Below are 26,559 nucleotides of genomic sequence, written 5' to 3'. Positions count from 1 at the left end.
TCCCGACTAAGCTGCTGGGGCGGGCGAGGAAGCGCAGCGTACACATGGAGAATCGGTGAGAGGCGTAGCGTCACCACCTGAATCGGCGCCGTGGGAGTGGCGTACGGCGTGCGACCGCTGCAAACGGTCGTTCAGGGCGGAACTCGTCGATCTCACCACGGAGTACGCCGAGGGCTTCCAGGCGATAAGATATGGCTCCTACTATCGGGTTGACGGATACATCGACTACGTTTTCACGTGCCCGAACTGCGCGAAAGAGCATTCCGTGTTCAGCGACAGGGGCCTTACCTACCGCCGCGGTTGCCCCCGGCTGCGCGACGAGCAGCGACGCCAAGTCAGAAAGACACGCACCCCGGAGGAGATGAACACCAACCGCTCCACCGCCTCCGCGCCGTACATCAGGTAGCCCGACGGGATGCGCTCGACCGCCGGCCTTCTCCAACTCCCCCACCCTCGCCGGCCATACCGCCGACGGCGTCCACGGCCAAGTCGCCTTCAGCGCGCCGCTCGCCGCCATCGCCGCCTACCTGTCCGAGCGCCAGGAACGCAGTGGTGGTCTGTGTCGTGGCGAGGTGCTCGTGATTCAGTCGTCCGGTCCGCCGGCGCGTGGGGTGAGTGGGGGTGTGGCTGGCCTGGTCTGGAAGCTGACGTTCCAGTCGTCGTGTTCCGGTTCGCCGGCGATGGTGGCCTCCCATCGGTAGCGTGTGCCCGCGGTGAGTGCCAGTGGCGGCACGGTGATCGCGAGAGGGATCTGCAGGGGGGAGCCCTCGGCCAGGCCTGGGGGGCGGCCCGCCTCGATGATTGCTTCCAGCTGTACGGGCTGAGGGCCGGCCGGCCCTGGGCTGGATGGCCGGTGCGCCGTCCTGATCGTGGAGCTTAAGTCGGAGCGTGCACGGTGCGTTCGCACGGTCCCAGGGCAGCGCGATCAGGATGCCGAGGGCGGACGGGGCAGGCGACGGCCCGATGAGATTCCAGCCGCCGCCGAGGATGTACAGCTTGCCCCCCGCGACCTGGGCCGCATCGCAGAGGATCATGGTGAGTTTCACGGAGCTACTCCTGATCTCCTCACGCGGCGGGCGCGACGCAGCCGACCGGCAAGGGCTGGCTCTGCTGTGCCGATGGAGGGCTGATACCGGTGGCTGTGAGGCGTTCGCCGCGATCAGACCGTCACCTCCGGTGACCATGAGGTTCACGATCGCCGCGGGAGGCGGTCGTCGACCACGTTGTCGGCAGTCTGCAGGAGCTACCCGGCGCCCTCCGCGGAAGTGCCCGCGGATCTACACCCGAGCCGCGACCGCGACGTGGCAGGTCGCGACCGATCGCCCGCGCCGAACGCCACACGCGCGACGCCGCCGATCTCCGCCAGCACGCCGGCCAGCGTCCGGGCAGACTCCCGGGCAGCCCGCCGACCTCTCCGAGCGCACCCGGCCGGGACCAGGCCCGCTCGTCCCCGGTCTACCTGGCCGTTAGCGTGATACTTCCGCGGCTGAGTCAGTGGTGGACGAGAATCCCGAGTAGCCCGGTTGTTCCGGCGCTGAGGATGTCGTAGAGGTCGACGATGAAGATGGAGCCGTCGGGTGCGGCGGTGACCTGGTAGGGGAAACCGAGCTGCGTCGCACGTGCGGGACCGGTGTCGGTGGGCTCGCCCACGATTCCGGTGCCGGCGACGGTCGTGACGGTGCCGGTGCGGTCGACGCGGCGGACACGCGCTCGGGATGGCTCCGCGAGGAACAGGTCGGCTGCGTCGACGGTCAGGCCGGCCTGGTATCGGTTGAGCCCTTTGGAGAGGTCGAGGGCTGCGGCGGTCGCGGGTCCGCCGTCGCCGGTGTCGCCCTGTGTGCCGGTGCCGGCGACGGTGGTGACGTGGCCACCGGCACTGAGCATCTTGATCTCGTTGTGTTCGAGGTCGGTCCCGTAGAGTCGGCCGTCGCGGGCGGCGAGTGCGCCGAGCGGACCGGTGGTGAGCTCGACGGCCAGTTCGCCGTCGACACCACCGGCGACGTCTACTGCGCGGACAATGCCCACGTCTACAAGGTGAACCGGCCAGGATGCTCACCGTCGTCGCCCAGATCGGCCACACCACCGACGACGCCTACCCCGAGCTCGGTGAGGTGGACGCGGGTTGCCGCGACGGGCTGTCTGGTAAGCGCGCTCTGTGGCTGGTTCCGACGTCGACGACGGCGGGTCGGGCTGCGAGGCCGAGCCGTCGCGGTAGCCGCGCGCGAGCACGGCGGTTGGGTTGGTGCGTGGGTGACTCGCTGCCTACAGGGTTTTGGTGATCTCGTGGAGGATGCCGGTGGTGCGGTCGGGGGTGGCGCTGTCGAGGCAGAGCTGGTTCATGGCGATGGTGTATTCGTCGACGTCGTCGCGTTTGTCGAGGTACGAGGCGCCGGTGAGTCGTTCCAGGTAGACGAGGTCGGTGAGGTCGGGGTCGGGGAACCGCAGGATGCTGAACGCGCCGCCGTCGGCGGCGTGGCTGCCGGCGGTGAATGGTGTCACCTGCAGGGTCAGCGTGGGATGGTCGGTGAGCGCGAGGAGATGCGCGATCTGCGTCCGGGCGATGCGTCGCCCGCCGATCCGGCGGCGTAACGCGGCTTCGTCGATGACCATCCACAGCCGTGGGCCGTCGGGTCGGGTGAGCAGCTTCTGGCGGGTCATCCGTACCTCGACGCGCCCATCGATGACGTCTTTGGGCACGCCTGGTCGCCGGGACATGACGGCGCGGGCGTACTCCTCGGTTTGCAGGAGTCCGGGGATGAACTGCAGCTCGTAGGACCGGATGAGTGAGGCTGATTCCTCAAGGTCGATGTAGGGCTGGAACCAGGAGGGAAGGACATCGGCGTAGGGCTGCCACCAACCCTGCTGGTTGGCTTCGCGGACCAGGGTCAGAACGTGGGCGCGTTCGGCCTGGTCCGTTACCTGGTAGAGGGTGAGCAGGTCCTCGACGTCGCGTTTCTTGAATCCGACCCGGCCGAGCTCCAGGCGGCTGATCTTCGATTCGGAGGCGCGGATGTGGTAGCCGGCGTCCTCGCGGCTGATGTCGTTGCGTTCCCGGAGCCGCCGTAGCTGGGAGCCGAGGAGGATTCGGCGCACGGTCGGCCCGCTGCCCGGGGGAACAGCCACGCCTGGTTCCCCGCTTCCGCTCGCTGGTTGGGACGTCGTCGCGCTGGAGCCGCTAGAACCGCTGGACATGTTGAAAGTGACAGTGTGTTCACATCATAGCCTTCTGGGTCACCAGCAACCCAGCCCTGATTGCGCTCACGCCTCCTCGTTGACGGCGAGAAAACAGTGAGGATCAGCACCAGCCGCCGGGGCCGAGGGGCTTGCTGAACGCTTGGTGACGGCCCGCCGGTCCGTGCGTGCACCCGTGGCCCGCAAAGCCGCTGACGGCGGCTGTGTACTGGCGCGAACGGCGGCCCGCCACGCCGCACGGCAATCCAACCGAGAGTCACGAGAGCGTCAACAGTGTGCGACACTCGGTGGCGACCGAGGAGGTGTGGGAGTCTAGGCTCTACGGAAACGACACGTTGAAAGAGGCCACGGTGACGACGAACGCGCCTGACCCTGACAGCGGCCCGCCACCCATGATCGAAACGTCCGTCCCGCACTCGGCGCGGGTGTGGAACTACTGGCTGGGCGGGAAAGACAACTACCCCATCGACCGGGCCGTCGGCGAGCAGGTCCGCGACGTCTACCCGGAGATCATCGATATTGCCCGCGAGTCGCGTGCGTTCCTCGGCCGAGCCGTACGGTTCCTCGCCGGTGAGGCGGGCATCCGCGGGTTCCTCGATATCGGCACCGGCCTGCCGACCGCCGATAACACCCATGAGGTAGCCCAGCTGGTCGCCCCGGATGCCCGGATCGTCTATGTGGACAAGGACCCGCTGGTCCTGATGCACGCCCGCGCTCTGCTGACCAGCACACCAGGCGGCAGGACCGCCTACGTCGACGCCGACGTCCACGACCCCGACACCATCCTGGCCGCCGCGGCCCGCACCCTGGACCTCACCCGACCGGTCGCGCTGATGATGCTGGGCATCCTCGGCAACGTCGCCGACACCGACGAGGCCCACAGCATCGTCAAACGACTCGTCGACGCCGTGCCGGCCGGAAGCTACCTCGTCGTCAACGACGGCACGAGCCGCACCGACGAGGCCGCCGCCGCGGCCCGCGAGGCTTCCCGCCGCCGCGAGGAAGCCGGCGACCCGTACTACGCACGCACCCCCGAACAGATCGCCCGGTTCTTCGACGGCCTGCACCTCGTCGCACCGGGCGTCGTCTCCACCTCGCTGTGGCGACCCGCACCCGACACCACCCCCACCGCCGTCGGCAGCTACTGCGGAGTCGCCCGCACCTGACACGCCCTTCCCGCACGGGGCCAAGCGGGGAATGCGCTTCCACCGCGAGTACGAACGTGACGGCAGGTCTGTCCGGTGGCGGACATGGCGCCCCCGGCGGGGCGGCCTCCAGCCAGAGGGCGCATGCATGCCAGACCGAGCCGGCCCAGGTGCCACGGCCAACTGACGAGCTGCACGTGGTCATTGGGGAGTTCGCCGTCGGCGGAGCCGACCTTCCGCTGGGCGCAGGACTGGAAGCCTCGCGCTCTGGGCACGCACCCGCCTGGTCGATGAGATCCCGGCCACCGACCTCGGTCGAGCGCGTTCCTGCGCAGGAGCGCGGTCACTTCCCGCAAGTCATTAATCATGGTCCCGAGTTCTCGACTGCGGCTCAAACCGGCGAGCATTCGCGGTCACTTTTCGCGGTCATAGCCACGCGCCCATCAAGCCGGACCCGCCGGTCCCAGCCGCTGGCGGGGTGCCCGCGCTGCCTGGCCCGGCTCTCCGCGTGGGAAGGACCCACCGGGACCACTCCGATCTCCCGCGACCCAGGCCATCTGTGGGTGTCGCCGGCGGCGGCGACCCGCGGCTCGCCGTTCTGCGCGTGGCCGGTCAGCGGCATGCTCGGCCAGGTGATCAGTTGCCTTGTACTGCTTCTGGTGCGCTGATGCCGCGGCTCGCGAGGAGCATGGCCTGGTAGAGCGCGGCTTCTGCGGGTGGGTCAGGTAGCGGGCCGCGGGAGGGGGCTCGGAACGACTGGATCATGAGGGCGACGAGGCGGCGCCAGGCGTCGGGGGCGGCGTCCGCGGTGGCGTTGACGACGCCGGCGTTGGCCATGAGCAGCAGGACGAGATCGCGGCTGGTGAAGTCCTCGCGCAGGTGTCCGCTGTCGTGCGCTCGGGCGATCAGGGCGAGGAAGCCGTGGTAGGCCTCGGCGCGGCGGGCTTCGAGGGCTTCGGCGGCAGGGAAGGTCATGGTCAGGATGTCAGCAAAACCGCGGTCGGCGGCCTGCATGGCGCAGACGGTCTCGATGAACCCGGCGAACCCGTCCCAAGGGTCGGGGTGATCCAGGGCAGCGGCGACAGCGGCGACGTAGGCGTCCATCCGGTCGGCGAACACCGCGGCGACCAGTTCCTCCTTCGTGGGGAAGCGGCGGAACATGGTCGCGATGCCCACGCCCGCTTCGCGGGCTACCGAGGCCATCGAGGCGTGCAGGCCGTCGCGTCCGAACACCTTCCGCGCAGCGGCGAGGATCCGCTCCCGGTTGCGCTCGGCGTCGCTGCGCAACGGCTGGCCGGGGGGCTCGGCGGTGCCGCCAGTCGGCTGACCTCCGGGGTTCATGCCCCCATCCTAGCGAACCGGATAGGCCTATCCGGTTCGTGCTACGCTGGCCGAGCAAACCGGAAAGGCCTATCCAGATCTGCGAATCGGATAGGCCTATCCACATCGCTCTCTCGGAAGGTTCGTCATGCCTGTCCTCGCCATCGTCGGAGCCGGACCCCAGCTGGGCCTGGCCATCGCCCGCACCTTCGGCTCCCACGGCTTCGACGTCGCCCTGATCGCCCGCAACCGCACCAAGCTCGACGAGCTCGTCGACACGCTCGGCGCCGAGGGCATCACCGCCGCCGCGTTCCCCGCGAACGTGCTCGACCGCGCCGGGCTCACCCAAGCGCTCAAGGAGGCCGCCACCCACTTCGGCGGGATCGATGTCCTGGAGTACTCCCCAGTCGGAACATTCGGGATCACCACGTTGACCGCCCCAGCCGAGACCGACCCGTCGGAGGTGGAGTTCGAGATGAACTTCCAGCTGTACGGCGCGATCGCCGCCACGAAAGCGGTCCTGCCCACGATGCGCGAAACCGGCGCCGGCACCCTGCTCTACACGACCGGCGCCGGCTCGATCTGGCCAGACCCGCGGGTCGCGAACGTCAACGCCGCCGCCGCAGCGCTACGCAACTGGGCGATGAACCTGCACAAGGAACTCGCCGACGCCGACACCGGCATCCAGGCCGCGCACGTCGGCATCGACTCCTCGATCGGTGTCTCCGTCATCCCCGGCCTGCCGACAGCCCAACCCGAGCAGATCGCTCCGCTCTACTGGGAGCTACACACCACCCAGCGTGACGAGGCCGAGCGCGTGTTCCGCCCCTGACACCACACCGGCTAGACGCGACTCGCCGACGCCTGATCGCGCCGCAGCCCAGCGGGGCAGCGGCGCGATCAGGCCAGCCGGTTCCTACTCCGATGACTACTCGCACTCCAGCACATCCTGACCGGGCTACCGAGAGCCCGTCCGCAAGCAGCTGGTTCGCGAGCGTCTACATCTCCACCGGCGCGGTCCGATCGCTGGGCGGGACGTCGACGGCGTCGGTGATCAGGTGTTCGGTCGCCCAGCGTTCAAGTTCAGCCAGCGCGGGGCGCAGCGCCTCACCGCGGACCGTGAGCCTGTACCGGACGCCGACCGGCGGGCCCTCGATCACCTCACGGGCCACCAGACCGGCCGCAACGAGTTCGTTCAACCGCCCCGACAACATCCGCTCGCTGACACCGGGCACCAGCCTGGAGATCTCCGAGAAACGCGCCGGCCCAGCCAACAGCGTGCCGATGATCAGACCGCTCCACCTCTTCCCGAGCAACGCAAAGACCGGCGTGAGCGCATGACAGCTCACCCCGTCCCGCTCGCCCGGCCCCATCCACCGATGGTACCGACAGCCACCCCACCGCCGACTGTTGCTATATTTTAGGCGGCAACTAACCTTTTGTAACCCATGATGTTCTTCGAGGAAGGTCGGTCGTGACGACTCCATCCGTGTCCAACCCGTCGACGCCAGCACTCCCCACGACAGGAAGCGCCCTGCCGCTGTCTGCCGGCGTCTGGCCCATCGACCCCGCACACTCCGGGGTCTACTTCCAGGTCCGCCACCTCGGCCTGACCAACGTCCGCGGCCGATTCGACCTGTTCAACGGCACACTCACCATCGGCGAGACCCTCGCGGACGTCGCCATCGACGCGACCATCGACATGGCCTCGGTCAACACCAACCAGCCCGACCGAGACGCCCACCTACGCTCCACCGACTTCTTCGACGTCGAACACCACCCCACCATGTACTACCGGTCACTATCCGTCACCGAAAGCGAGGACGGCTACCAAGTCGACGGCGAACTGACCATCAACGGGACCACCCAACCAGTGACCCTCACGGTCGAGTTCAACGGCGTCGACGTCCACCCCGCAGACGGCCGAACCAGAGCCGGCTTCGCCGCCACCACCGAAATCCGCCGCAGCGACTACGGCATCGACTTCAACATGCCCCTCGGCGCCGGGAAACTCGCCCTCAGCGACAAGATCAAAATCGACCTCGACCTTCAGTTCATCGCACCCTGACAACGCCAACACCCGCGCGGAGATCCAGACCACACGCCCGGTACCCGCTCACCGCACGTCTTCACCCGCGGGCCGCGCGCGGTCCGCTCAGCAGGAGGCGGGCCGCAGGCGCCGCCGGTAGCTGTGGTGGTGTCGGGCTTTGCGGGTCGCCACGCGGCGAGGTTGGCGGGCTCGGAGAGCCAGCTTGATCACGGCCTTGTGGCTAGCCGGCCCCATCCCTGGCTGCGCCCAACGTGCCGTCACCCGGCGTGACCAGCGTGGCTACGTGCTGGCCGGCGGAAAGGACACGGTGACTTCCAGCCCGCCGCCTGCCCGTGGCTCGACGGTCGGCCGGGCGCCGTGTGCGGTCGCGACCGCGTCCACGATGGAGAGCCCAAGGCCGATTCCGTCTCCGCGGCAAGACGTTGGAAGGGCTGGAGCAGTCGGACCACATCGGCAGCCGGGACGTCCGGACCGGTATTGACGACGGACAGGGTGGGCCGTTGCCCAGGGCGGAGCCGGCTGGTCGCGGCGGGTGTTTCCGCCCGCGAGGAGTCGACGGATTCGATCTCGCCACAGAGAGGCCACCGGCCTCGACAGGCCGGCCGCGGGCGGCCTGCAAAGTGATCAGTGCGGTGCCTGGTCTGTCGTGTGGCCCGGCGCCGAACTCGGGGTTTCCCATGTCCGGCGCGTCCTTCCCCTGGCCGCCTCGGGCCGAAGCCGCGCGGCGCGACGAACCGAACTCATCTGCCGACGGCAAACCCGGGGATCACGCAAGGTCCGCTTCGCGCTGCCTCCAGCGCTCCGCCGGCCAGGGGGCGGGGCGCACGACTGGAGCCAGACGTGAACCCCGATCGTGTCCTCGTGCGCGTCCTCGCCGTCGGGTTGTGCGCGGCGCTCGCTGCCCTCGGCGGCCAGACGGCCGGCGTCCTTGCCTACGCCGGTGGCGCCGACCTCGTGGCCGCGTTCCTCGCGGGCGGCGCCGCGTTCGTCCTCGTACTGCCGGTCACGCTGACGGTCGCCGAGAAGCTGGGCTTGCTGTAAAAACTCCTCGGTCGCCGCGCTGGGCTCGGAGCACTGGTCTGCCCACTCAGACAGGGCATCCTCGGCAGCCAGTTCCGCACGATCTTGGCCATACGGCGCCGCTCTTCTGGGTCCTCGTAGACCTTCCGGCACAGGTCCGCGCCGCTGAGACCGGGGCGCTCAGACTGGGAATCGTGCCGGTCTCGTCGCGACGCCGGCACGCCTCGGCGATGCACGGCAGGGTGTCCGAGCCGGTGTAGTTCGACGGCGGGCGCCTCGGCGCCGGCAGGTCGACGGCCCTCATCGCCGGCACCGGCACCCCCGCGACGGTCGAGGCGACGCATAGTACGCAGGGGATCCCGCGCCTAGACCACTATTCCCGGAATGGTCCCGCTACCACGACCGCGCGGCGGCCGACGGATCACGGGGACGGCTGCCTCAAACCGGCGGGAGGGTGGCGTGTGACGGCGGGGGTGGGAGATGCCACGATCTGGAGTCGTGACGGCGGAGCCGATGGGCAGGCTGATCCCCGAGGATGACCCGATCGCGGCGGAGCTGGTGCTCGCGGTTCACGGTGGCGATGTGGATGCGGTCAGGCGGCTCCTCGCGGAGGACCCGAGTCTTGCGTCAGCTCGGATCCTCGCCAGGCGTGGGGGCACGAGTACTCCGCTGCTGGTAGTCACCGACTGGCCCGGCTACTTCCGTAATGGCCCAGAGATCGTCCGTCTTCTGATCGAAGCGGGCGCCGATCCGAACGCCCGGACGACCGACCGGGCGGGGGAACCCGGGGAAACCCCACTGCACTATGCAGCCAGCAGCGACGACGTCGACGTCGCAGCAGCACTGATCGATGGGGGCGCGGACATCAATGCGCCGGATGGATCGATCGGCACTCCACTGGCCAACGCGGTCGGGTACGCCTGCTGGCACGTCGCCAGGCTGATGGTGGCCCGCGGCGCCGAGGTCAGCCAGCCGTGGGAGGCAGCCGCGCTGGGAATGCTCGGTCGACTCGATGAACTGCTCGGCGATCAACCAGCCGCCGACAAGGTGTCGCAGGCGTTCTGGCACGCGTGTGCGGGCGGCCAGCGCCGCGCCGCGGAATACCTGCTGACCCGTGGAGCCGATCTCCACTGGGTCCCCGACTACGCCCAGGGAACGCCACTGGACACCGCCAAAGGCCTGGGCACCCGGCAGGAAAACGTCATCACCTGGCTCCAGGAACAGGGCGCACGCTCATCAAAGCCAGACGAATAACCCGCCGCCAGGTGGCCCGCGCGGCGGCGCGGTCACGCCGTCGCGCTGACGCCGACGAGCTCGGCGGAGCGCAGCCACAGCGCCCGGCGGAACGCCCCGTTCTCGACCAGCGGGACGAGCGGCGCCGGGCGGCGGTCGATGTAGTAGTCGCCGTTGACGAGTTGCTCGTCGTCGACGTGGCAAGGCGCACGAACGTCGGCGCTGGCGCCTCTGCTGGTCGGGCAGCGGCGGGTCTGGTGACGGTTCGTGCCCATGTGGGATGCTTGAACAGTGAACGGGCGCCACGGGAGCCTGCCCGCAGACGGTGACCGCGCCAAATCGGACGATCAGTTTGGCGCCACGAGCTGCATATCGATGCTGTCATCGTCCACGCACACGTAGCGGGCAACCGGTTCGGACGCGATGTCTGCTATCGCCTCCAGTTCGGCGAGATTCGTCAAGCGAACGCGTGGAGTCGTGATGAAAACTCGGCCGATATTCATTTGATGGCCGCCGCACGTGATGCCGTAGATCATCTCTCCCCTGAGATGGGTGATGCCGAGGGGCCTCGCAGTCTTCAAGAAGCTCGCGACGTGTCCGGGCTTTATGGAGAGCTCGATTCCGGTTCGCCCGGTCCGAATCGACTGTCCGGACAGCACTTGAGCGGCGGCGATGATATCGTGAGCATCCTTCCAGGTGATGTCATCCGGGATCGGGAAGGTCTGCTTACAATGATCCTGTAGCTTTTCCAGGGCGACGATCATATCGGCGCACAGCCGTGCCTCGACAAGGAACCGAGCCGTTCCGGCGTGATGCCTGGCCACGCTTTGGTTGTCTATTCTCAACTCGATGTGGTCATCCCGCTCGACACGCGTGAAGATCTCGAACCCGGGACGTATTTTGTACGGGAATTTTCCTGTGACACCTCGCCATGTGATTCGAGCGGACAGGCGGCCGCCCTGATCCTTGCGATCAACCTTGAGCTCTGCCTCAAGGCTCTCTGTTGCGTCGCGCGCTCGGATCCTCACGCCCCTGACACCAGCCGTGTGCTGGTCGACCTGCATGGGGAGGCGATACTTGACCTCGCCAGTCGTCGCCACGACGGCCATCTGCAGGGTAAATCCTCGATCTTTCGGGCTGTCGAGAGAGGAAAGCGCGAACCGTTCCAGGGGGCCCGGCGCCTCAAACATCGCTCGGCTCGCGAGCGAGGACATAATCTCGAAGTTTTCCACATAGCGGCCGTCGACCTCAATATCGCCGCCGTAGTCGAGCGCATCCTTCAGGCGACGCTCCGCCGCAGCGGCCCGACCATCGGAGGTAGGAAATCTGAAGATGGCGCGTAGCTGGACCGGGTCGAGGTCAGCTGCGCCAGGAAAACGCTCGTTGTAGGTGACAGTGATGCCGTCTGGCGCGGTCGAGAAATCCGCTCGCCAGTAGGGAGAAAGCTCCTGGGTGCGGTTCATCAAGACATTGAGGCGGCCGACAGAGGCCGTTAGGTTGGCTGGAACTCGCCCTTCGATGTCGACTTCGTGGGCGCGCCGCAGAAGTTCATAATCCTCGCTCTCGACGAGGCGCCTCAAATCATCTCTGGGAGCAAAGGAGAGATTGAGCCACGTGAGGCCCCACCACTCCAGTTCGATGCCCCGGTTCTGCTCCTTCAACCTGTCGAACCAGCGCTCCTCGCTGGGCGAATGATCCAACGGAAGAATGAGAATCCAACGCACTGGATTGTGCTTGACGGCCCTTTTCAGCGAGCGCTCGACCTCTCTCCGCTGGCTAGCCGTTAGACGGACGCGCGCAAAAGACTTGATCTCGAAAATCACAAGACCGCCACTGGAATCCCATCGGAGATCTCGTCCATCATCTCCGCCCCGGCCGTCGATCGGCCTTGCGCCAGGGAATAGTGAGAGTAGCAGAGTCTTGATGGCTTGCTCGATAAGATTCGGATCTTTGTCTTTCCATTGGATAAAGCTCACCCAAGCCGCCCCAAGATCCTCTACGCCTCTGTGTCCGATCTGCTCCACCTTCGGCGATCCAAGGTTGGAGCCACTTGCGCTCGCCGGAACGAGCTGTCGCGACCCGCTGAATGCCGCTGGAGGATCACAACCTTACGCGAGTTCCATCCGACTGCCAGCACCGTGGCGGACTGTTCGGTTGCCACACGTGCCGCATCAGACGCCGCGCTCGACGGGTCAGGTCGCGGTGTCCCGCTAATGGGACTGCGCCGGTTCCTCATGTGACGGGAGTTGGTGTCAGAGCCGCCAGCGGTCGAGCACTTCGCGCGCGGCGGGCACTGCCGTACGCAAGCTGTACGACCTGATCTCGCTGATCGTGAGGCGGTGCCTTGCGGCCGGCTACGACGTGATCCTCGAAGGCATCCTCGACGCCTCCCGCTACGGCGACGCACAGCGGGCGGTCATCGCCGCGCATTCAGGCCCGACCCACACCTACTACTTCGCCCTGTCGTTGGAGGAGACGCTGCGCCGGCACGCGACGAAGGCCGATGCCAGCGACTACGGCGCCCGTGAGCTCGCCGACTGGCACGTCCCCGATGACCTGCTCAACATCCTCGACGAAAAGATCATCAGTGCGAGTGAGAGCCAGGACGAGATCGTGGCACGCATCGTCGCCGAAGCCCTCCCAGCCCGCACCCGGCCTGGTAACCCACCTTCGATCTGATCATGAGGATGTCGGATTCAGGCCGCGCCCGGTTCGGCGGCCTGGCCCCGTAGGCGCGGTTCAGGATGGTGCCGTCGTGTAGATCACGCGGCGGTTCTGGGAGAACACTTGGAGTCCGCCGAACGCGGACCGGCTCTGGGCGTTGCTCGGCGTTCTGGAGCCGGCGGGGCCGCCTTGTGGTGACGTTCGCGCCGAGGGCAGGTTCGGGCTCAGGAGCCTCCTCGGCTCATCGACCATTCTTCTCCGAGGTGGGAGGCATCTGGAGTAGTTCGCGCCCTTGGGTGCGTTACGCTACGAGGCGGAGCATGAACAGTCGGCGAGCGGGATGGTCGTGGTGAAAGGACAGGACACGTCCGAGCCGGGCGGGGTTCCCGCCCATCCGGCGGCCAGCGCCTCGGCGGACGCCGGCGACGAGGCGGCTGAGGACGACCGTCGCCCCTCACCGGATGATCTACATGAGTTACTGGCCGAACGCGGACTCGCACCTGACGATGTCGATCAGATGGTGGACGTCGCGGCGGTCGGTATCACGGCGAGGTGGTGGCGGAACACCAAGGTCGAGGACTGGCACGCCGGTTCCGCGATCGGCGCCTTGTCTGACGTCGATATGTATCGAATCAATACCCACACCACCGCCAAGGTGCGGGAACGGCTGCGGCGGTGGCGGCGGGAGCAGGGTCTTCACACGATGGTCGACGTGGCAGACGCCGACCCAGCACCGTTGAACAGGGTCTTCTACAACCTTTATCGCTGGTTCACGAACCCAAACCGGACGCTGATCATCGGGACCACCCTTCGCGACGTGGTTGCTCAGACGCTGAGCAACGCGCGGACGCATCCCGACTGTGACGTACCAGACAACGTCACGACCGAGACCGAACTTGAGGATTACGACAACCAAGTCGCGGGCGCCGCAGGTTATCTGTTGGAGTCCATGGACGAGTACGACCCGCGTTCGGTGCTCTACAGCCCGGCGCTTTTCGCCACCGTGTGGGCCCGCCGCTGGTGGGGCCTGCCGGACTACCCCTCCCACGTTGACCGCGTGTTCGCGGTACTCGCCGACCCCGGTCATCGGACCTGGCAGAATCGTCCGATACCACCCCCGCCCGACGGGGTGAACCTCGTGGACGTCAGGAAGAAGATGCTCACGAAGCCGTGGGAACTCCCGGACTCGGTGTGCCAGTGGCTCATCAACGACGCCGCCGAACACTACATCTTCGATTGACGCACTGGACAGGTCGACTACTCCGCCCCCTCGTGAGAGCCTCGGAGGTTACATCATTGTCTGGCAAGGAGACTCCCGACGGTTCGGCCCGCCGTTCCGGATCCGCAGGAATAGCGCTCTACCACGTGGTGCGACCTGGTGAAGATTTCGAAACCGCGGCGAGGATGCTGCTGGAACTCGTTCGGAAGGCAGCCGAAGCCCAACCCGGGGTCCGCCGGGGGCTGTTCCTCGACATCGAAGGCCATCGGAACAGCGCCGGTGGATACGACCACGACATGATGGAGCTTCAGACCGGCTTCATCCTTGGCTACCTCGCTCCGTGGCTCTCCGAAATTCACCTCCCGCTCCTCAAGGGTAAGAAAGCGGTGTGCCCAGGTCAACGCGAAGACGTACCACACGAAGTCTCGTTCCTTCCCGGCGGAGAATCCAAAGACCGCGAGACCACACTCCACGCCGAAGCCTCGCGCTCCGGTCAGCCCATCTACGACGCGGACAGCGGCGACTACCTCCTCCCGGACGGTTCGCGCCGAACGAGGTTCGACCCCGACGAGCCAGAGAGAAAAAGCTGATCATCCGACCGGTGCTACTCGCGAGCACAAGCCACACTCGACCGGTATCGCTGCCAGCGGTCCACGGGTACCGGCGGGCTCGTGCCAGCGGGTCGCACGCCCGGCCCTCCAGACGCCCGGCGAAAAATCTTGAAAAGATTTCGAGGCGTCCGCCAGGACGCCTGCCGCGCATGCCAGCGATCAACGACTCGACCGTACTAGGCCTGTGCGCAGCGACAAGACAATCGGCTATGCACGCCCTCCAGAAGGGCCCGGCCAGCGGGCGTGGCCCGTTTCCCGGCAAGAGAGACCGCTCACCTGACAAGGGCAGAAACGCCGATGACTGCCAGGACCGAGGCCCGCAGCCCCGCCCACGGATGCTGCGCGGCTCGACGTCCGGCGAGCCGCTTCGGCCGCTCGGTCCCCACCCTCAACAGACGCCGGTCCGGGGCCCCCGACCGTCCGCCCGAAACACAAACCCGGCCCGCTCCGATGGGGACGATCAGCGCCCCGCCCGCTCCGGGACGCGCGTTGCGCGGCGTTCTCGTCTCTCTGCCGCTGCGCCGCGTCGCCGCCAGCGGCGGATCAGCATGAACCTCGGGACCGGCCTTCCACGTCATCGGGCCTTCAGGCGCTCCGGGTCGCCGGCAGCGCCGGATCGGACACGCGACGGAACATGCGACGGACGCGGTCTACGACGCTGGTGGGGTTCAGTTCCTCCTGTAGTCCCAGCAGGTAGCCGGCGGCGCCGCGGCGCTGGTCGCGAGCTTGCTGGTGGGCGTGCGCGCTGGAGGCGATGAGTTGGGCGGCGACCAGCCCTGCCTGTCCAGCGGCGAGGGGAAGACCCGCACCCGAGGCGACGGCGGCAGCCGCGGCGGGGAGCTCCAGGGACGTCATCCCGAGCACGGCGCGGGCCGGTTCCAGGCCCAGCTGGCGCAGTCCCCGTTCCAGATCGGCGGTCGACCGGCGAAGGTCACGTTCGACGAGCAGCTTGAGCCGGGCCCGCACGAACTCCGGGCCCTCGTTCGACGTCATCGCGCCAAGCTGGTCGGTCAACGTCTCCACATGATCGCGGAAAGCGTCGAACTCGACCGCGAGCGTGCGGCGCGCCCGCACGATCCGCTCGACCGGGACATCGCCGAGCCCTGCGGGGACCACCGTGGCGATCGCTACCGCCGCGTACATCGCGGCGACGTCCTCGACCGTGGTAGCGGGACGTTCATCGGCGTCGTCGGTGAGCAGCACCCGGGCGAGCGTCTCCAGGGTCCAGCCATTGAGGGCCCCGTAGCTGGAGGGCTGATCGGTGACCGTGGCCAGGTCGTTGGCCCGCGCCACTCGATCGGCGAGCGCGGTCAGATACACCTGGGCGAGTCGGGGGTGCAGCCCGACCCAGAACCTGTTGTCGCTCAAAACGCCGAGTCCGGTGGCGGTCAGGCGATCGGCAAGCTCCGGGCGCAGCTTGCCGAGGTGCACCCATCCGACTCGATCATCATCGAGCGGATTCTCCTCGAAGCAGTGATCGAGAACGTTCCCCGGGTCGCCGGGGAACTCCCGCAACCATCCGTAGCGTCGAACCAGGGCGTCACCCTGCTGGCTGATCAGTGCCAGGAAGTCATCGGCGAGCTGGTTGGCTCGCGGCGCCGGGTTCGCCTCGACGAGGAAGTCCAGCTCGTCGCGCAACACCCGGGTGGTCACGGACTCCTGCCCCCGCGGGTAGTCGTACGGGGTCAGCACCGCGAGCCGAGGCCAGTACAGCGCCGCGGCCTTCAGCCATGTGTCATCACGGACCCGCGTCCATGGGTAGTACAACGCGATGTCCCGCATGCCACTCCTCGTCACACTGGTCTCCCCATCGCCATGATCCCATCCACAGGGGAACCGTGCGTGCACTCTTCGGTACTTCCTCCAGTACCGGAGCGATCAAGGGCCCGGCGCGACCGGCACCCGGCTGGCCAGGTCCGCCTCCCCCATCGCGGGTCCCCCTCAACCGCACGGCAACCAACCCCGACCGTCCACCGAGACATGAATCGGACCATCAGCCCGATCGCGAGGTCCGGGTCCGGACCCGGACCCGCCCCGGTCACCCCACCGACCGGTCCGGCCGCCGACCGGACACACCCACGACCGCTCGACCCACACCCGCAGCTCCGGCCGCCGGGCCGGTGCGGGCCGGGTAGGCCGGGGCGGGCCGGACCGACATTGCGGGCACGGCACCGCCCGGCACGGCAGCACGCCACCGCGCCGCCCCGTGGCCGGCACGGCCGGCGCTGCGGGCACGGGCTGAAACGGCGGGGAGATGGGCGGAGCCTCCGAGCGTGGTGCTCAGAGGTTCTGTGGGGGTGGTAGGGCTGCGTTTAGTCCTCGGGCCGGGTGTGCTTGGTGAGTCGGTTGCGCTGCGCGAGATCGTCGCGGACGGCGTCGCAGCTGGCGGACAGTTCGCGGGCTTCGGCGAGGGCACCGTCGCGGACCGTGCGCATGGGCCGGCCGGATGCGCGTTTGCCGCCGTACATCTGCCGGGCGGCCTCGGAGAACAGACCGGCCCGACCGAGGTCATCGGCCCGGTTCGCCACGTCCATGACCTTGCTCAGGATCGGGAAGTCGCTGCCGTCACCCCACACGGAAAGATCGCACCTGACATGCCGGCGAGGTAGGTGGCCGACGCCAGCCGTCGGGCGCTCTGCTCGACCGCCGGTGGCTCGCACCCAGGCGACCAGTAGGGTGGTAGTCGCGGCGCAATCCCGCTTCTGGTGGTTCGCCGCGTTTGGGAGCCTTGGCCCGTAGCGGGTCCTGGCCGCGCCGGGCCCGTCGCCACACACACTCGACCCGCCACGCATCTCACTCTCACTCTCACTTCCCTCTCAGTCGCCTTCTCCGCAGCGCAGCTCCCGGAAATCGTAGGGTCCGCTTCGCGCTGCCTCCAGCGCCCCGCCGGGCCAGGGGACGGGGCGCCGGGCGGGAATAGACGTGAACACAGTTCTTCTGAAGGTGCTCGTTGTCGCGCTGAGCGCGACAACGGCCGTTATCGTTGCTCTGGTGGCTGGCATTCTCAGCCGCGCGATGGCTCCAAGCCTGCCTGCCGCCGTCCTGCGCGGCGGGGCTGCGTTCGGCGGCGCGCTGGGCCTGGCGCTCGGTGTGCTCGCGGCGGTGGGGATTCTGTAGCATCGCCAGTCTTCCACCCGCTGGACGCCGACGGGAGAAGATCAGCTCGGCCCCCATTGGCCCGGACACAGGGAACAGCTATCTATGACCACAGATACGTCGGTAGACCAAAGCGACGATGACCGCACCCGGGACGACGCGAACCGCCTGATCGTCCTGCTCCGCACGTTGCTCGCCGAATCAAGCGACATCGTCCAACACCTCGAAGCAACCACCGGCCTCCGGTTCAGCCGTCTACAGCAAAGCTTCTGGCCGGTTCTTGACCAGGCCCGCGCCGCGCATGAGGCACTCGCCGTGTCCGCGGCCGGAGTGGAGTTAGCCCCGCCCCGCGCAGTCGCGTCGGCGACCGAAGCTCACGTGATTCTCGCGAGACGCACAGAAGCAATGGCTTCCGGCTCACGTCCCGAACCGTGCGACGACTATATCGTCTACCGCCTCGGACGACCCGATCCAGCCGCACAGATCGGGCCGCAGGATATCTCGCCACCGCCGCTGCCACCCCTGCCAGAAGGGGAGCGGCCACAGTGCGGTAAAGAGACGCAAACAGGTCTGCCGTGCCGCAACCGTGTGCAGAGCATCGAAGGGCGATGGGCATCCGGATGCGAGCGCCACCTCGACGATCACGAGAAAGCCGTCTACGAGCGCGAGAAATCGCAGGGACTGGCCCATTCTCAGGCGTTGAGAAAGGCACAGCAAGCCGCTCGAAACAAAGCCGCCAGTGTCACGGCACACCGCTGGCTACAAACAATGATCGCAGTCTCCACGGCCGAGACATCACTCGCCGACTAGATCGGAGGCACGCGGCACGGCGCGCAATGCGGACATGCCACAATGTTGCCCCTGGCGTAGTCTTCGACCATAGGTCCCTGGGCTCGGTCGTCCGTGGCCGTATGGTCGCCGCCATGCCACATGACGAACAGGACCCATCCCGGCCAGCGAACGAGCGTCCCGAGCTACGTGCAGCCGACGGGGGCGAGCCCGAGGCAGCGAGCTCGCCTCTCTGCGGGCCCTTCATGTCCGAAGCCGAATGGAGTTCGTTCGGCCGCGACCGCACCCCAGCCAACGAGCTACTCGGCCTCGTCACCGCGGAACTGCGTACCTCGCTGGGTTCGTCCGACTGGACCGACGGGTGGACCGCAGGCACGACGGCGCGGTTCGAGTGGGCAGGCGGCCCGACACTCACGCACGTACTCGAACTCCTCCTACCGACCCTCTCCGACGGGACGCTCCTCGGCGTCGCCGGCCTACGGCTCCACGAACGAGAGGAGAACTGGGCGATCATCCACTGGCTGCCGATGCGCCCCACGCGGCTCTACCTCACACGGCTGCCCGCCCGCGAACTCGGCCAGGTGGTCGCATAGGTCCACGGTGCCGCTCACAAGTAGGCAGGAAGCCACCACCGGCAGACACGGCTCCACCCGGGCACCATCCGCACGGATCCAACGAACGGCGCAATGCCGACCCAGCACGGACTACCGGTCAGCGCGGCTCAGCGCAACGCCATCTTCCCAGCCCACGACGCGATCAGGCACAAGCAGGTGGGAAGACGAGCGAGAAGGCCGGTGGGCAGGCAGGACGGCGAGGAGGAAGCAGCGCCGACCTGCCAGGCGAAGCAAAAACCACGCGGCAGCAGGGCCATCACACCCCGCCTCAGCAACTGCACGGCCGGCGGAGCCCGGCACGGCCGGCGGAGCCCGGCACGGCCGGCGGAGCCCGGCACGGCCGGCGGAGCCCGGCACGGCCGGCGGAGCCCGGCACGGCCGGCGGAGCCCGGCACGGCCGGCGGAGCCCGGCACGGCCGGCGGAGCCCGGCACGGCCGGCGGAGCCCGGCACGGCCGGCGGAGCCCGGCACGGCCGGCGGAGCCCGGCACGGCCGGCGGAGCCCGGCACGGCCGGCGGAGCCCGGCACGGCCGGCGGAGCCCGGCACGGCCGGCGGAGCCCGGCACGGCCGGCGGAGCCCGGCACGGCCGGCGGAGCCCGGCACGGCCGGCGGAGCCCGGCACGGCCGGCGGAGCCCGGCACGGCCGGCGGAGCCCGGCACGGCCGGCGGAGCCCGGCACGGCCGGCGGAGCCCGGCACGGCCGGCGGAGCCCGGCACGGCCGGCGGAGCCCGGCACGGCCGGCGGAGCCCGGCACGGCCGGCGGAGCCCGGCACGGCCGGCGGAGCCCGGCACGGCCGGCGGAGCCCGGCACGGCCGGCGGAGCCCGGCACGGCCGGCGGAGCCCGGCACGGCCGGCGGAGCCCGGCACGGCCGGCGGAGCCCGGCACGGCCGGCGGAGCCCGGCACGGCCGGCGGAGCCCGGCACGGCCGGCGGAGCCCGGCACGGCCGGCGGAGCCCGGCACGGCCGGCGGAGCCCGGCACGGCCGGCGGAGCCCGGCACGGCCGGCGGAGCCCGGCACGGCCGGCGGAGCCCGGCACGGTGAAAAGGGGAGGAGCCTCCGAGCTGTGCTCGGAGGCTCCCTGGTCGGTGCTGGGGTGTCAGTCGGTCGGGGGGTGGTCTTTGGGCTGTTCTTGGTAGGTGAGTCGGTCGCGGATGGCGTCACAGCGTTCGGTGAGTTCGTGTGCTTCCGCGCGGGCAGCGTCCCGGACCTTGCGCACGGGACGTCCCGAGCCGTATTTGCCGCCGTACATCTGCTGGGCCACGCCCGAGAACACACCGGTCCGGCCGAGGTCATCGGCGCGGCTCGCCACGTCCATGACCTTGCTGAGAATCGGGAAGTCGCTTCCGTCGGCCCACGCTTCCGCGAAGATCGCTTCGGACATGCCCGCGAGGAACGTGACGGTGGCCAGATACCGGGCACGCTGGTCGACCACTTCCGGCGAGGTGGCGTCCGTGGGCTTGACCGGGCGGTAGCCGTTGCGCTTGGCCGCTTCCGGCACGGCCCACGCCCGGATCAGGGCACGATCCGCGAGGAACATCTCCCCCACCTTCGGCTGGTACTGCCACTGGTCGGGTTCGCGGGTGGCCACGTTGACGGACGCGACCACACACCGGCTCATGATCACACCGAGCCGGCGGGCGAAGATCAGGACGGCGTCCTGGGCGACGTCGTCGGCCACGTCGTCACTGCCGTAGCTCCCGTAGCCGTCTCGCGCGATCGTGGCCGAACCGTCCGCACGCTTCCGTGACCGGGTGGCGTCGATCTTCCGACAGTACCGACGGGCGTGGCCGACGATCTCAGCCCAGTCCGCTTCAGTGACCCGCGCCATGTCCTCAGCCGTCGCCGCCTCACCGGCAACAGTCGAAGGAATGTCCCGAGAGAAGACAGGCGGAATGAAGGAATGCGACATGGAAGGCTCCATGCAAGAGAGGGATTTAGCGCCGCACGCCGAGCGCGACGCGCCGATATCTAATAGTCCCTCCCGCGCGCGCGGAATTCAATACCAATCGGCGCCCTTCTCGCGCATTTCCCATGATTCTTCCGGCCGCGTTTCCGCAGGCCAGAGACCTTTTCGGGGGGAGAGAAAAGAATGGGGAGGGGAAAGGAAATGGAGTTCGGATTCCTGCATCGGCAGTCATACACAAAGAGATTTAAATGGGGAGAGTGGAGCAGTGAAACAGCCACCCGACCACACGGGACCCGCGCCTCCAGCGCGCCCGCCCCCCGGCGCGACTAATAAAGGAACGCTGTCGCTAACCCAGTCTGGCTGTACTCCGGTAGTGCCAGCGGGCCGCTGACCTGCGGGAACCCCGGCCCGTGGGGTAGCCCATCAAACGGGCGACCGTATTGGCTAACGGACAGGGGGTGCGATGGGGTGGAGGGTTGCCGAGGCTGGCCCGCTCGGGGCCGTTGGCGCCGAGCCGATGCGACGGGCCGGTCCCAGGACGAGCCACGCAGGGCGCGTGACCAGCCGATACTCACCGCTGGCAAGATCGCTAGGCGCCGCGGGTTACGGTCAGCTGTCCCGGCCGGTCCGGCCGATGGCAGGCTTGCGGGTGCAAGCCCGACAGCGCGGTGTCGGGAGCCCGTCCGCGGGTTCTTCGGGCGGCGAGGAGCCGCCGCCGTGGCAGGCCTGCCCGCTGCGGTGAACACGGCGAGCGGTTCGCTCGGTTCGCTGGAGAAAATATCTCACGACGGCCGAACCGCGATTCCCACGGTTACGGCGGTCACCAACTCCGCTGACGCGTTGGGGGGAATTCGCCATGCCCGGACGCACCTGATGCGCACTACTCCACACCGGCTGAAATTCCGTCGGCACGCCGGGGCGGTTCCGGTAGTCCGAGCACGGGCCGCGCCCAGCCAGGGCGATCCGCGGTGGTTTCTCAGCCGCCACCGGTGGTGAGCGCGGGAATATCAATGACCCGGGTCTGCCGCGCCGACACCGTCGTCAGCCCTGGGAACTGCCCGCCTTGGCCGGCGCCGGCCCAGGAGGCATCCCAGCGAATCGTCGCGGTCACCGTGAACGTCCCACCGAGCTCGTCGAGAGACCGGTGGCGGTAGGTGTAGCCGCAGTCCGGTGACGCGCTTTTCGGGTCCAGGCCTTGCGTGTACGGCGTCCCCGGGCCGGCACACGTCACGATCGCGCCATCCCCCATCGACCAGGTCACCGACACCGGCCTGGCCACCGCGGTGACCGCGACCCCGCCCGCCGTCGCCGTCGCCGACACTGGTGCCCAGCCGGCGGTGTCGACCCACAGCCAGGTCGGCAGACCCACCAGCTGATCGGCCACCGGGTTCATCACGATCCGCAGGACCGGCAGTCCGAGGCGGCGTTCTGCCCGCTGGGCGAGGATCTGGGGGGTGACGGGGATGAACTGGTCGGCTGCGGTGTTCGGCAGCCAGCGGACGCCGCCTCCTGTGCTGACCCCGAGGCAGTTCCACTCATACCAGCCGCCTTCGACGCCGGGTGTCACGGCGGCGAGCATCGTGGTGGCGGGGGTGAAGTCCGTGGCCGGCTTGTAGTAGCAGCCATCGCTACCCAGCCAGCCGAACTCCGGGTCCACGCACGGCACCGGCGCCTGCGCACCCGGCGGGCGGCAGACCTGCCCGCCTGACGGGGCCTTCGCCGCGGCCGTCGGGACGGAGGCCGCCATTTGGGGGGCGCCGGCGACGGACGCCCATAGGTCGCAGCCGTGGAGTTGGTTGTCGCAGTTCGCCGAACCGTCGAAGTGACCGCCGGCCCGCGCCTGGCCAGCCCCGAGTCCGAGCGTCACGACCAGCACGACGACCAGGGCGGCGACGCGCCGGGCGGTCAGCATGTGCCGCGGTCCTTGATGACGAGCTGATCGATCTTCCAGGTGCTGTCTGTCCGTAGCGCGAGTGCCTGGACGAAGTGCCGGCCGCCAGGAGTGTCGTCCTGCAGCTGGCCGTCCAGCCGGTAGTCCAGCCAGTTCGTGTCGTCGGCGCAGTCGACGATCGTCGCCCGGCTCGGGTCGGGCTCGGGGCCCAGCGCCGTGACGCTTGGCACGAGCACAGGCCGGCCCTTCACGACCAGGCCATGCTGCTTGTCCAGGTACACCGACTGGTAGAGCAGCGACAGCGCCCGCCCGCTGACATGCTCGGTCAGCCGCGGATTCTGGTAGTCCGACGTGGCGGAGACCGCGATCCAGTCCTCGAACATCGCACGGTAGGCGGCCAGCGCCTCGTCCACCGCCCGCTGGTCGGCTGCCGTGCTCGGCGTCCCCGAAGGCCCACCGGCCACAGCGGACCCGACGGCGGCTGGGGAATCTGCGGGCGGCCCAGCATGCGATCCGCCGCCGCAGCCCGCGAGCAGCGCCACCGCGCACACCACAGCGATACACAGCCGGTAAGGGCCACTGCGACCGGCCGCTGCGTGACCCATGATGACCGCCCCATCGCCGACCGCGCACACCGAACGGCATCGTTATCGGCGGCCGGCATGCTTCCCGACAAGGCGACAAAGGTCACGACGACACCCAGGCAGCCCACCCCTAGAATACGCCGCACTGTAGCGCCTCTTGACTAAAAGTAACCACCGAGGATGATCGGAAGCGGGCGGCTCCGCCACGAGCCGCACTGGTCTGCACGCACGGCAGGCTGAGGTCCGGTGCGGGCTGCCTACCTGGGATCGAGACAGCGGATCCGGCGTCACGGTCGGGCCGAGATGGGCGCCGCTGTCGGGCAACGGTGGCTCGCGGCCGGCACGGGTCTCGGACCACTGCTCAGGTGCGGCGCAGCGGACCGTTCCCGTCCGTAGCCCGGATAGCGCCTCGCGGGCACCCGCACACCGTCAAGGCGTTCGCTTACGAGCAAAACCCAGATGGCACCTAAGTGACCGTCGATATGCCCCAAGGACGGCGAGTCACCCGATGTTCGCAGTTCCTGCCGTCTCGACCACGCCGTTAGCCGAGCAAGCCGACTGGTGACCGACCGTCAACTTGAGCAGCAGGTCGCAGAGTGCCGGCGGCAGCGTTGCGCGGGCGCGCCGGACAGGTCATGGGCAGCCGCCGGAGGGCGTCCGCGCGGGTGACCTTGAAGGCTGTCAGGTCGCGTTCGTAGGGGACGTGGTTCTCGTTCTCCCCTCCGGTCGTGTGGTTGATCCTCACCATTACGATGCCGCCCGCCTCCACGGTTGCCCGTCGCTGACGCCGCGCCCGCCAACACGGTGCCGCTCGGACCGGCGGCGCCCCCGACCTCGACGGCCAGGGATCGTCGGGTCGACGCGGCAGTGGTGTCACTGGTGGTAGGCGTCGGTCGCGGTGCGGATGAGGTCCGCGCGGGCGGGGGCGGATAGTCCGAGGCGGGCCCAGTGAGCGCGGAGCAGGACGGCGAGGATGTCGGTGATCGGGCGGGTCAGCAGGCCGTCGTGGGCGGCGTCGGCCAGGCGCTCCCCGGCGGTCATGGCGGCGGCGGCCCACCGCCCGTTGATCGCCGCACGGGTGGCCGCGTCGGTCACAAACGAGTACAGGTGGGCACCCACCGGCCCGGCCCCTGCCGGCCCCGCCGCCTCACCGGGAGGCGAGCCGGCCGCGAGACCGGCGTAGACCCCGCCCCGGGCTGTCCAGGTCAGGCCGGCCCCGGCAAGGAGCAGGTCTCCGAGGGCGATCGCCAGGTCGCGCCGTCCCAGCGGCGGGTCGATCCGCCGGGCGTGGTCGAGGATGCCGCGGCTGTCCGCGACGAACAGCTCGTAGGCGATCGTGGTCCCGGTCATTCCGCCGAACGCCGCCACGTCCGGTTCGTGGATCTGCGGCTGCGTCGCCGCGACCGGCCGTCTCTTGCCGAGGTCGTGGAGGAACTCCCCGAGGACGGCCGGGTCCGGGTAGCGCAGCTGGACCCGCCAGTCGCTCTCCCGCCGCAGGAACCACCAGTCGACCGTTGTGCCCCAGGACTCCAGGCTGTCCAGGACCGGGCCCACGACCTGGGCCATGACTGTCTCGGGATAGGCCTGGGTGGGGAACATCAGCCGGCTGGCGTACCAACGGTCCCCCGGCCGCGCCAACGCCACGCTGCCGGCCTCGTGATACGCCGCGATCGCCGCAGAAAGGCGGTCGGCCGTCAGACCATGCGTCGCCGCGACCTCACACAGATCACCACCGGCCAGCGCCGCGCGCACCGCGTCGACCATCCGCCCCACTGACACCGCCGACACAGGTCGCTCGATCACAGGACCCCTCCAGAACACCCCGGGTGGGTGACGAAGATCTGCCAGACGACCCGGTCGCTACGCCCACCCGGGGCCGTCAGGACCACGTCGTGCTCGACGGTGATCAGGCCGCCGTCCAGCGGCGGCTGGGTCCCGCAGGTCACCGTCGCCGGCAGCCCGCGCTGCGACGGCGGGGTGAGCAGATCACCGACCGCGAGCGCCAGCGCCATCTGCCCAGGCGCTCCGTTGACCGGGCAGATCACCACGTGGCGCACGTGGTCGAGGCGGGCGAGCGCGATCGCCGCTCGCGCCGCCTCCGCCGGTCGTACCGGGCGGAACGTCACGCCGGCGGCGTCGCTGATCAGGTCCGCGACCGGGTCCTGCCCGTCATCGCCGGTGTGGCCGGGCCAGCGGCGGATCAGTAACCTGCCCGTTCCCACGGGCAGCCGCAGCCAGGGCACCCGCGCCACACCGCCAGCCCCGCCATCGTCGCCGCGCAGCCGCGCGGTCGATGGAGGTCGACTGGCCGTCCGTGTACCTCCGTCGCGGGAGGCCGGGCGTCTAGGCGCGGGCGACGACGCCATAGCAGCTGACCTCCCCGTCGGTCGGCGAAGCGACGAGGTCGGTGAGCTCGGCGAGGTCGGCCGGGGCCGGGTGCCAGCGCTGGCAGGAGACCAGACCCGGGCCGAGCAACTCCAGACCGCCGAGGAAACCGGCGACCTCGGCACGGCTACGCGCCTGGACAGGAATGCCCGCCGCCTCGTAGACGCCCACCAACTGGCCGACGGGTTCGGGCGCCTGGTCGCCGGTCAGATGCGTCAGCATCACCGCGCTGCCCGCCGGCAGCCCCGCGAGAAGCGTCGCGACCACGCCGTACGGGTCGTGGGCGTCGGCGAGGAACGGCAGGACCCCGATCAGGCTCAGGACAACCGGCTCGTCAGGGGCGAAACACGCCAGCGCCGGCTGGGCGAGGATGCCCGACGGGTCACGCAGGTCGCCCTGCGCGACGCCGGTCCAGCCCGGCGGCCGACACGTCAGCAACGCGCGGGCATGCAGGACCACCATCGGGTCGTGATCGACGTAGACGACCGTTGCGGCCGGGTTGATCCGCTGAGCCACGTCATGCAGATTGCGGCGGACGGGAAGGCCGACGCCTATCTCCAGGAACTGCCGAAACCCCGCACGGGCCAGATAGGCAACCGCGCGGCGCATGAACGCCTGGCTCTCCCACGCCAGCACGCCCAGGCTCGGAAACACCGACAGCGCGCTGTCACCGACTTCCCGGTCGACCGGGAAGTTGTCCTTCCCACCCAGCAGATAGTTGAAGATCCGGGCGGACTGCGCCCGACCCACATCCAACCCACCCAGCCCGAACATGAATTCGGAAGCCTGCCACGGCAGCCGATCGTCGGGGTCGACCGAGGGCATGACGTGCGCT

27 protein-coding genes are annotated in these 26,559 nt (G+C 69.0%); 12 read left to right on the top strand and 15 right to left on the bottom strand.

The window, feature by feature from the left end:
* Positions 1 to 55 precede the first annotated feature (55 nt).
* A complete protein-coding gene (locus FRAEUI1C_RS39320; RefSeq protein WP_013422104.1) occupies positions 56 to 406 on the top strand; it encodes a hypothetical protein in 351 nt (116 codons plus the stop codon).
* Here FRAEUI1C_RS39320 and FRAEUI1C_RS42275 read toward each other — a convergent pair.
* From FRAEUI1C_RS42275 to FRAEUI1C_RS04545, 3 genes are all read right to left on the bottom strand, one after another.
* Positions 399 to 1,034 carry a DUF6941 family protein gene (locus tag FRAEUI1C_RS42275; protein ID WP_497006518.1) on the bottom strand — a complete coding sequence of 212 codons (636 nt, stop codon included), beginning with the start codon at positions 1,032 to 1,034 and terminating at the stop codon, positions 399 to 401. The genes FRAEUI1C_RS39320 and FRAEUI1C_RS42275 overlap by 8 nt on opposite strands.
* A 457-nt stretch (positions 1,035 to 1,491) precedes the next feature.
* On the bottom strand, positions 1,492 to 2,025 hold the full coding sequence (locus FRAEUI1C_RS04550; RefSeq protein WP_013422102.1) for an NHL repeat-containing protein: 534 nt from the start codon (positions 2,023 to 2,025) through the stop codon (positions 1,492 to 1,494).
* A gap of 237 nt (positions 2,026 to 2,262) precedes the next feature.
* Complete coding sequence (locus FRAEUI1C_RS04545; protein WP_013422101.1) at positions 2,263 to 3,123, bottom strand: Sco1979 family transcriptional regulator; 861 nt, start codon at positions 3,121 to 3,123, stop codon at positions 2,263 to 2,265.
* A 461-nt stretch (positions 3,124 to 3,584) separates the two neighbouring features.
* On the opposite strand from FRAEUI1C_RS04545, the gene FRAEUI1C_RS04540 reads away from it, so the two are divergent.
* Positions 3,585 to 4,358, top strand: coding sequence for an SAM-dependent methyltransferase (locus FRAEUI1C_RS04540; RefSeq protein WP_049806820.1), 774 nt, complete (start codon positions 3,585 to 3,587; stop codon positions 4,356 to 4,358).
* A gap of 615 nt (positions 4,359 to 4,973) precedes the next feature.
* Here FRAEUI1C_RS04540 and FRAEUI1C_RS04535 read toward each other — a convergent pair.
* Complete coding sequence (locus tag FRAEUI1C_RS04535; RefSeq protein ID WP_013422099.1) at positions 4,974 to 5,678, bottom strand: TetR/AcrR family transcriptional regulator; 705 nt, start codon at positions 5,676 to 5,678, stop codon at positions 4,974 to 4,976.
* Positions 5,679 to 5,805: 127 nt separating this feature from the next.
* On the opposite strand from FRAEUI1C_RS04535, the gene FRAEUI1C_RS04530 reads away from it, so the two are divergent.
* Positions 5,806 to 6,489: an SDR family NAD(P)-dependent oxidoreductase gene (locus FRAEUI1C_RS04530; protein ID WP_013422098.1), complete on the top strand. Its 684-nt coding sequence runs from the start codon at positions 5,806 to 5,808 to the stop codon at positions 6,487 to 6,489.
* Between the two features lie 166 nt (positions 6,490 to 6,655).
* Here FRAEUI1C_RS04530 and FRAEUI1C_RS04525 read toward each other — a convergent pair whose 3' ends face one another.
* Complete coding sequence (locus tag FRAEUI1C_RS04525) at positions 6,656 to 7,030, bottom strand: winged helix-turn-helix transcriptional regulator (protein WP_013422097.1); 375 nt, start codon at positions 7,028 to 7,030, stop codon at positions 6,656 to 6,658.
* Between the two features lie 101 nt (positions 7,031 to 7,131).
* Between FRAEUI1C_RS04525 and FRAEUI1C_RS04520 the strand changes: the two genes are divergently transcribed.
* The 3 genes from FRAEUI1C_RS04520 to FRAEUI1C_RS04510 all read left to right on the top strand — a co-directional run bounded on the left by FRAEUI1C_RS04520 (position 7,132) and on the right by FRAEUI1C_RS04510 (position 9,981).
* Complete coding sequence (locus tag FRAEUI1C_RS04520; protein ID WP_013422096.1) at positions 7,132 to 7,725, top strand: YceI family protein; 594 nt, start codon at positions 7,132 to 7,134, stop codon at positions 7,723 to 7,725.
* An 822-nt stretch (positions 7,726 to 8,547) separates the two neighbouring features.
* Complete coding sequence (locus FRAEUI1C_RS04515; protein WP_013422095.1) at positions 8,548 to 8,748, top strand: hypothetical protein; 201 nt, start codon at positions 8,548 to 8,550, stop codon at positions 8,746 to 8,748.
* A 477-nt stretch (positions 8,749 to 9,225) separates the two neighbouring features.
* Positions 9,226 to 9,981: an ankyrin repeat domain-containing protein gene (locus FRAEUI1C_RS04510; RefSeq protein WP_157734818.1), complete on the top strand. Its 756-nt coding sequence runs from the start codon at positions 9,226 to 9,228 to the stop codon at positions 9,979 to 9,981.
* Positions 9,982 to 10,013: 32 nt separating this feature from the next.
* Here the strand turns inward: FRAEUI1C_RS04510 and FRAEUI1C_RS04505 are convergent, their stop codons facing one another.
* Both FRAEUI1C_RS04505 and FRAEUI1C_RS04500 read right to left on the bottom strand, forming a co-directional pair.
* Complete coding sequence (locus FRAEUI1C_RS04505) at positions 10,014 to 10,235, bottom strand: hypothetical protein (protein WP_013422093.1); 222 nt, start codon at positions 10,233 to 10,235, stop codon at positions 10,014 to 10,016.
* Between the two features lie 72 nt (positions 10,236 to 10,307).
* The gene (locus tag FRAEUI1C_RS04500; RefSeq protein ID WP_157734817.1) at positions 10,308 to 11,984 is read right to left on the bottom strand and encodes a hypothetical protein; all 1,677 of its coding nucleotides are present in this window, start codon (positions 11,982 to 11,984) and stop codon (positions 10,308 to 10,310) included.
* A 307-nt stretch (positions 11,985 to 12,291) separates the two neighbouring features.
* Between FRAEUI1C_RS04500 and FRAEUI1C_RS04495 the strand changes: the two genes are divergently transcribed.
* The 3 genes from FRAEUI1C_RS04495 (at position 12,292) to FRAEUI1C_RS35920 (ending at position 14,433) form a co-directional block, all read left to right on the top strand.
* Complete coding sequence (locus FRAEUI1C_RS04495) at positions 12,292 to 12,639, top strand: P-loop NTPase family protein (protein ID WP_157734816.1); 348 nt, start codon at positions 12,292 to 12,294, stop codon at positions 12,637 to 12,639.
* Positions 12,640 to 12,916: 277 nt separating this feature from the next.
* Positions 12,917 to 13,864 (top strand): hypothetical protein, encoded by a 948-nt coding sequence (locus FRAEUI1C_RS04490; protein WP_157734815.1) that lies wholly within the window; start codon positions 12,917 to 12,919, stop codon positions 13,862 to 13,864.
* A gap of 164 nt (positions 13,865 to 14,028) precedes the next feature.
* Positions 14,029 to 14,433 (top strand): hypothetical protein, encoded by a 405-nt coding sequence (locus FRAEUI1C_RS35920; RefSeq protein WP_049806818.1) that lies wholly within the window; start codon positions 14,029 to 14,031, stop codon positions 14,431 to 14,433.
* A gap of 606 nt (positions 14,434 to 15,039) precedes the next feature.
* Here the strand turns inward: FRAEUI1C_RS35920 and FRAEUI1C_RS04480 are convergent.
* Together FRAEUI1C_RS04480 and FRAEUI1C_RS04475 are read right to left on the bottom strand one after the other, a co-directional pair.
* Entirely contained in the window at positions 15,040 to 16,236 is a 1,197-nt protein-coding gene (locus tag FRAEUI1C_RS04480) for a DUF6236 family protein (protein WP_013422089.1), read from the bottom strand.
* Positions 16,237 to 16,766: 530 nt separating this feature from the next.
* Entirely contained in the window at positions 16,767 to 17,030 is a 264-nt protein-coding gene (locus FRAEUI1C_RS04475; protein WP_049806817.1) for a hypothetical protein, read from the bottom strand.
* A gap of 346 nt (positions 17,031 to 17,376) precedes the next feature.
* Between FRAEUI1C_RS04475 and FRAEUI1C_RS37115 the strand changes: the two genes are divergently transcribed.
* The 3 genes from FRAEUI1C_RS37115 (at position 17,377) to FRAEUI1C_RS04465 (ending at position 18,932) form a co-directional block, all read left to right on the top strand.
* Positions 17,377 to 17,571 carry a hypothetical protein gene (locus FRAEUI1C_RS37115; RefSeq protein ID WP_013422088.1) on the top strand — a complete coding sequence of 65 codons (195 nt, stop codon included), beginning with the start codon at positions 17,377 to 17,379 and terminating at the stop codon, positions 17,569 to 17,571.
* 84 nt (positions 17,572 to 17,655) lie between these two features.
* Complete coding sequence (locus FRAEUI1C_RS39315; RefSeq protein ID WP_157734814.1) at positions 17,656 to 18,360, top strand: hypothetical protein; 705 nt, start codon at positions 17,656 to 17,658, stop codon at positions 18,358 to 18,360.
* 224 nt (positions 18,361 to 18,584) lie between these two features.
* A complete protein-coding gene (locus FRAEUI1C_RS04465) occupies positions 18,585 to 18,932 on the top strand; it encodes a hypothetical protein (protein ID WP_013422087.1) in 348 nt (115 codons plus the stop codon).
* A gap of 1,122 nt (positions 18,933 to 20,054) precedes the next feature.
* Here FRAEUI1C_RS04465 and FRAEUI1C_RS04460 read toward each other — a convergent pair.
* From FRAEUI1C_RS04460 to FRAEUI1C_RS04435, 6 genes are all read right to left on the bottom strand, one after another.
* Complete coding sequence (locus FRAEUI1C_RS04460; protein ID WP_013422086.1) at positions 20,055 to 20,867, bottom strand: hypothetical protein; 813 nt, start codon at positions 20,865 to 20,867, stop codon at positions 20,055 to 20,057.
* 973 nt (positions 20,868 to 21,840) lie between these two features.
* A complete protein-coding gene (locus tag FRAEUI1C_RS38910) occupies positions 21,841 to 22,776 on the bottom strand; it encodes a hypothetical protein (protein WP_013422085.1) in 936 nt (311 codons plus the stop codon).
* A complete protein-coding gene (locus FRAEUI1C_RS04450) occupies positions 22,770 to 23,168 on the bottom strand; it encodes a hypothetical protein (protein ID WP_232425294.1) in 399 nt (132 codons plus the stop codon). Before FRAEUI1C_RS04450 ends, FRAEUI1C_RS38910 begins: the two co-directional genes overlap by 7 nt.
* 1,044 nt (positions 23,169 to 24,212) lie before the next feature.
* Complete coding sequence (locus FRAEUI1C_RS04445) at positions 24,213 to 25,142, bottom strand: thiopeptide-type bacteriocin biosynthesis protein (protein WP_013422083.1); 930 nt, start codon at positions 25,140 to 25,142, stop codon at positions 24,213 to 24,215.
* Positions 25,139 to 25,591, bottom strand: a complete 453-nt coding sequence (locus FRAEUI1C_RS04440; protein ID WP_049806816.1) for a hypothetical protein — start codon at positions 25,589 to 25,591, stop codon at positions 25,139 to 25,141. The genes FRAEUI1C_RS04445 and FRAEUI1C_RS04440 overlap by 4 nt, the downstream gene beginning before the upstream one ends.
* A 91-nt stretch (positions 25,592 to 25,682) precedes the next feature.
* Positions 25,683 to 26,549: an SAM-dependent methyltransferase gene (locus FRAEUI1C_RS04435; RefSeq protein ID WP_013422081.1), complete on the bottom strand. Its 867-nt coding sequence runs from the start codon at positions 26,547 to 26,549 to the stop codon at positions 25,683 to 25,685.
* Between the last annotated feature and the right edge of the window lie 10 nt (positions 26,550 to 26,559).

Source organism: Pseudofrankia inefficax (genome assembly GCF_000166135.1).
GTDB lineage: Bacteria > Actinomycetota > Actinomycetes > Frankiales > Frankiaceae > Pseudofrankia > Pseudofrankia inefficax.
Note: the sequence above shows the minus strand (reverse complement) of the source record. Positions and strands in the feature narration are given on the sequence as shown.

Excerpts from the sequence above, each read along its gene's own strand:
- FRAEUI1C_RS42275 (WP_497006518.1), bottom strand. The coding sequence starts at position 1,034 with ATGATCCTCTGCGATGCGGCCCAGGTCGCGGGGGGCAAGCTGTACATC.
- FRAEUI1C_RS04540 (WP_049806820.1), top strand. The coding sequence starts at position 3,585 with ATGATCGAAACGTCCGTCCCGCACTCGGCGCGGGTGTGGAACTACTGG.
- FRAEUI1C_RS04535 (WP_013422099.1), bottom strand. The coding sequence starts at position 5,678 with ATGAACCCCGGAGGTCAGCCGACTGGCGGCACCGCCGAGCCCCCCGGC.
- FRAEUI1C_RS04530 (WP_013422098.1), top strand. The coding sequence starts at position 5,806 with ATGCCTGTCCTCGCCATCGTCGGAGCCGGACCCCAGCTGGGCCTGGCC.
- FRAEUI1C_RS04525 (WP_013422097.1), bottom strand. The coding sequence starts at position 7,030 with ATGGGGCCGGGCGAGCGGGACGGGGTGAGCTGTCATGCGCTCACGCCG.
- FRAEUI1C_RS04505 (WP_013422093.1), bottom strand. The coding sequence starts at position 10,235 with ATGGGCACGAACCGTCACCAGACCCGCCGCTGCCCGACCAGCAGAGGC.
- FRAEUI1C_RS35920 (WP_049806818.1), top strand. The coding sequence starts at position 14,029 with ATGCTGCTGGAACTCGTTCGGAAGGCAGCCGAAGCCCAACCCGGGGTC.
- FRAEUI1C_RS04480 (WP_013422089.1), bottom strand. The coding sequence starts at position 16,236 with ATGCGGGACATCGCGTTGTACTACCCATGGACGCGGGTCCGTGATGAC.
- FRAEUI1C_RS39315 (WP_157734814.1), top strand. The coding sequence starts at position 17,656 with ATGACCACAGATACGTCGGTAGACCAAAGCGACGATGACCGCACCCGG.
- FRAEUI1C_RS04465 (WP_013422087.1), top strand. The coding sequence starts at position 18,585 with ATGTCCGAAGCCGAATGGAGTTCGTTCGGCCGCGACCGCACCCCAGCC.
- FRAEUI1C_RS04460 (WP_013422086.1), bottom strand. The coding sequence starts at position 20,867 with ATGTCGCATTCCTTCATTCCGCCTGTCTTCTCTCGGGACATTCCTTCG.
- FRAEUI1C_RS38910 (WP_013422085.1), bottom strand. The coding sequence starts at position 22,776 with ATGCTGACCGCCCGGCGCGTCGCCGCCCTGGTCGTCGTGCTGGTCGTG.
- FRAEUI1C_RS04435 (WP_013422081.1), bottom strand. The coding sequence starts at position 26,549 with ATGCCCTCGGTCGACCCCGACGATCGGCTGCCGTGGCAGGCTTCCGAA.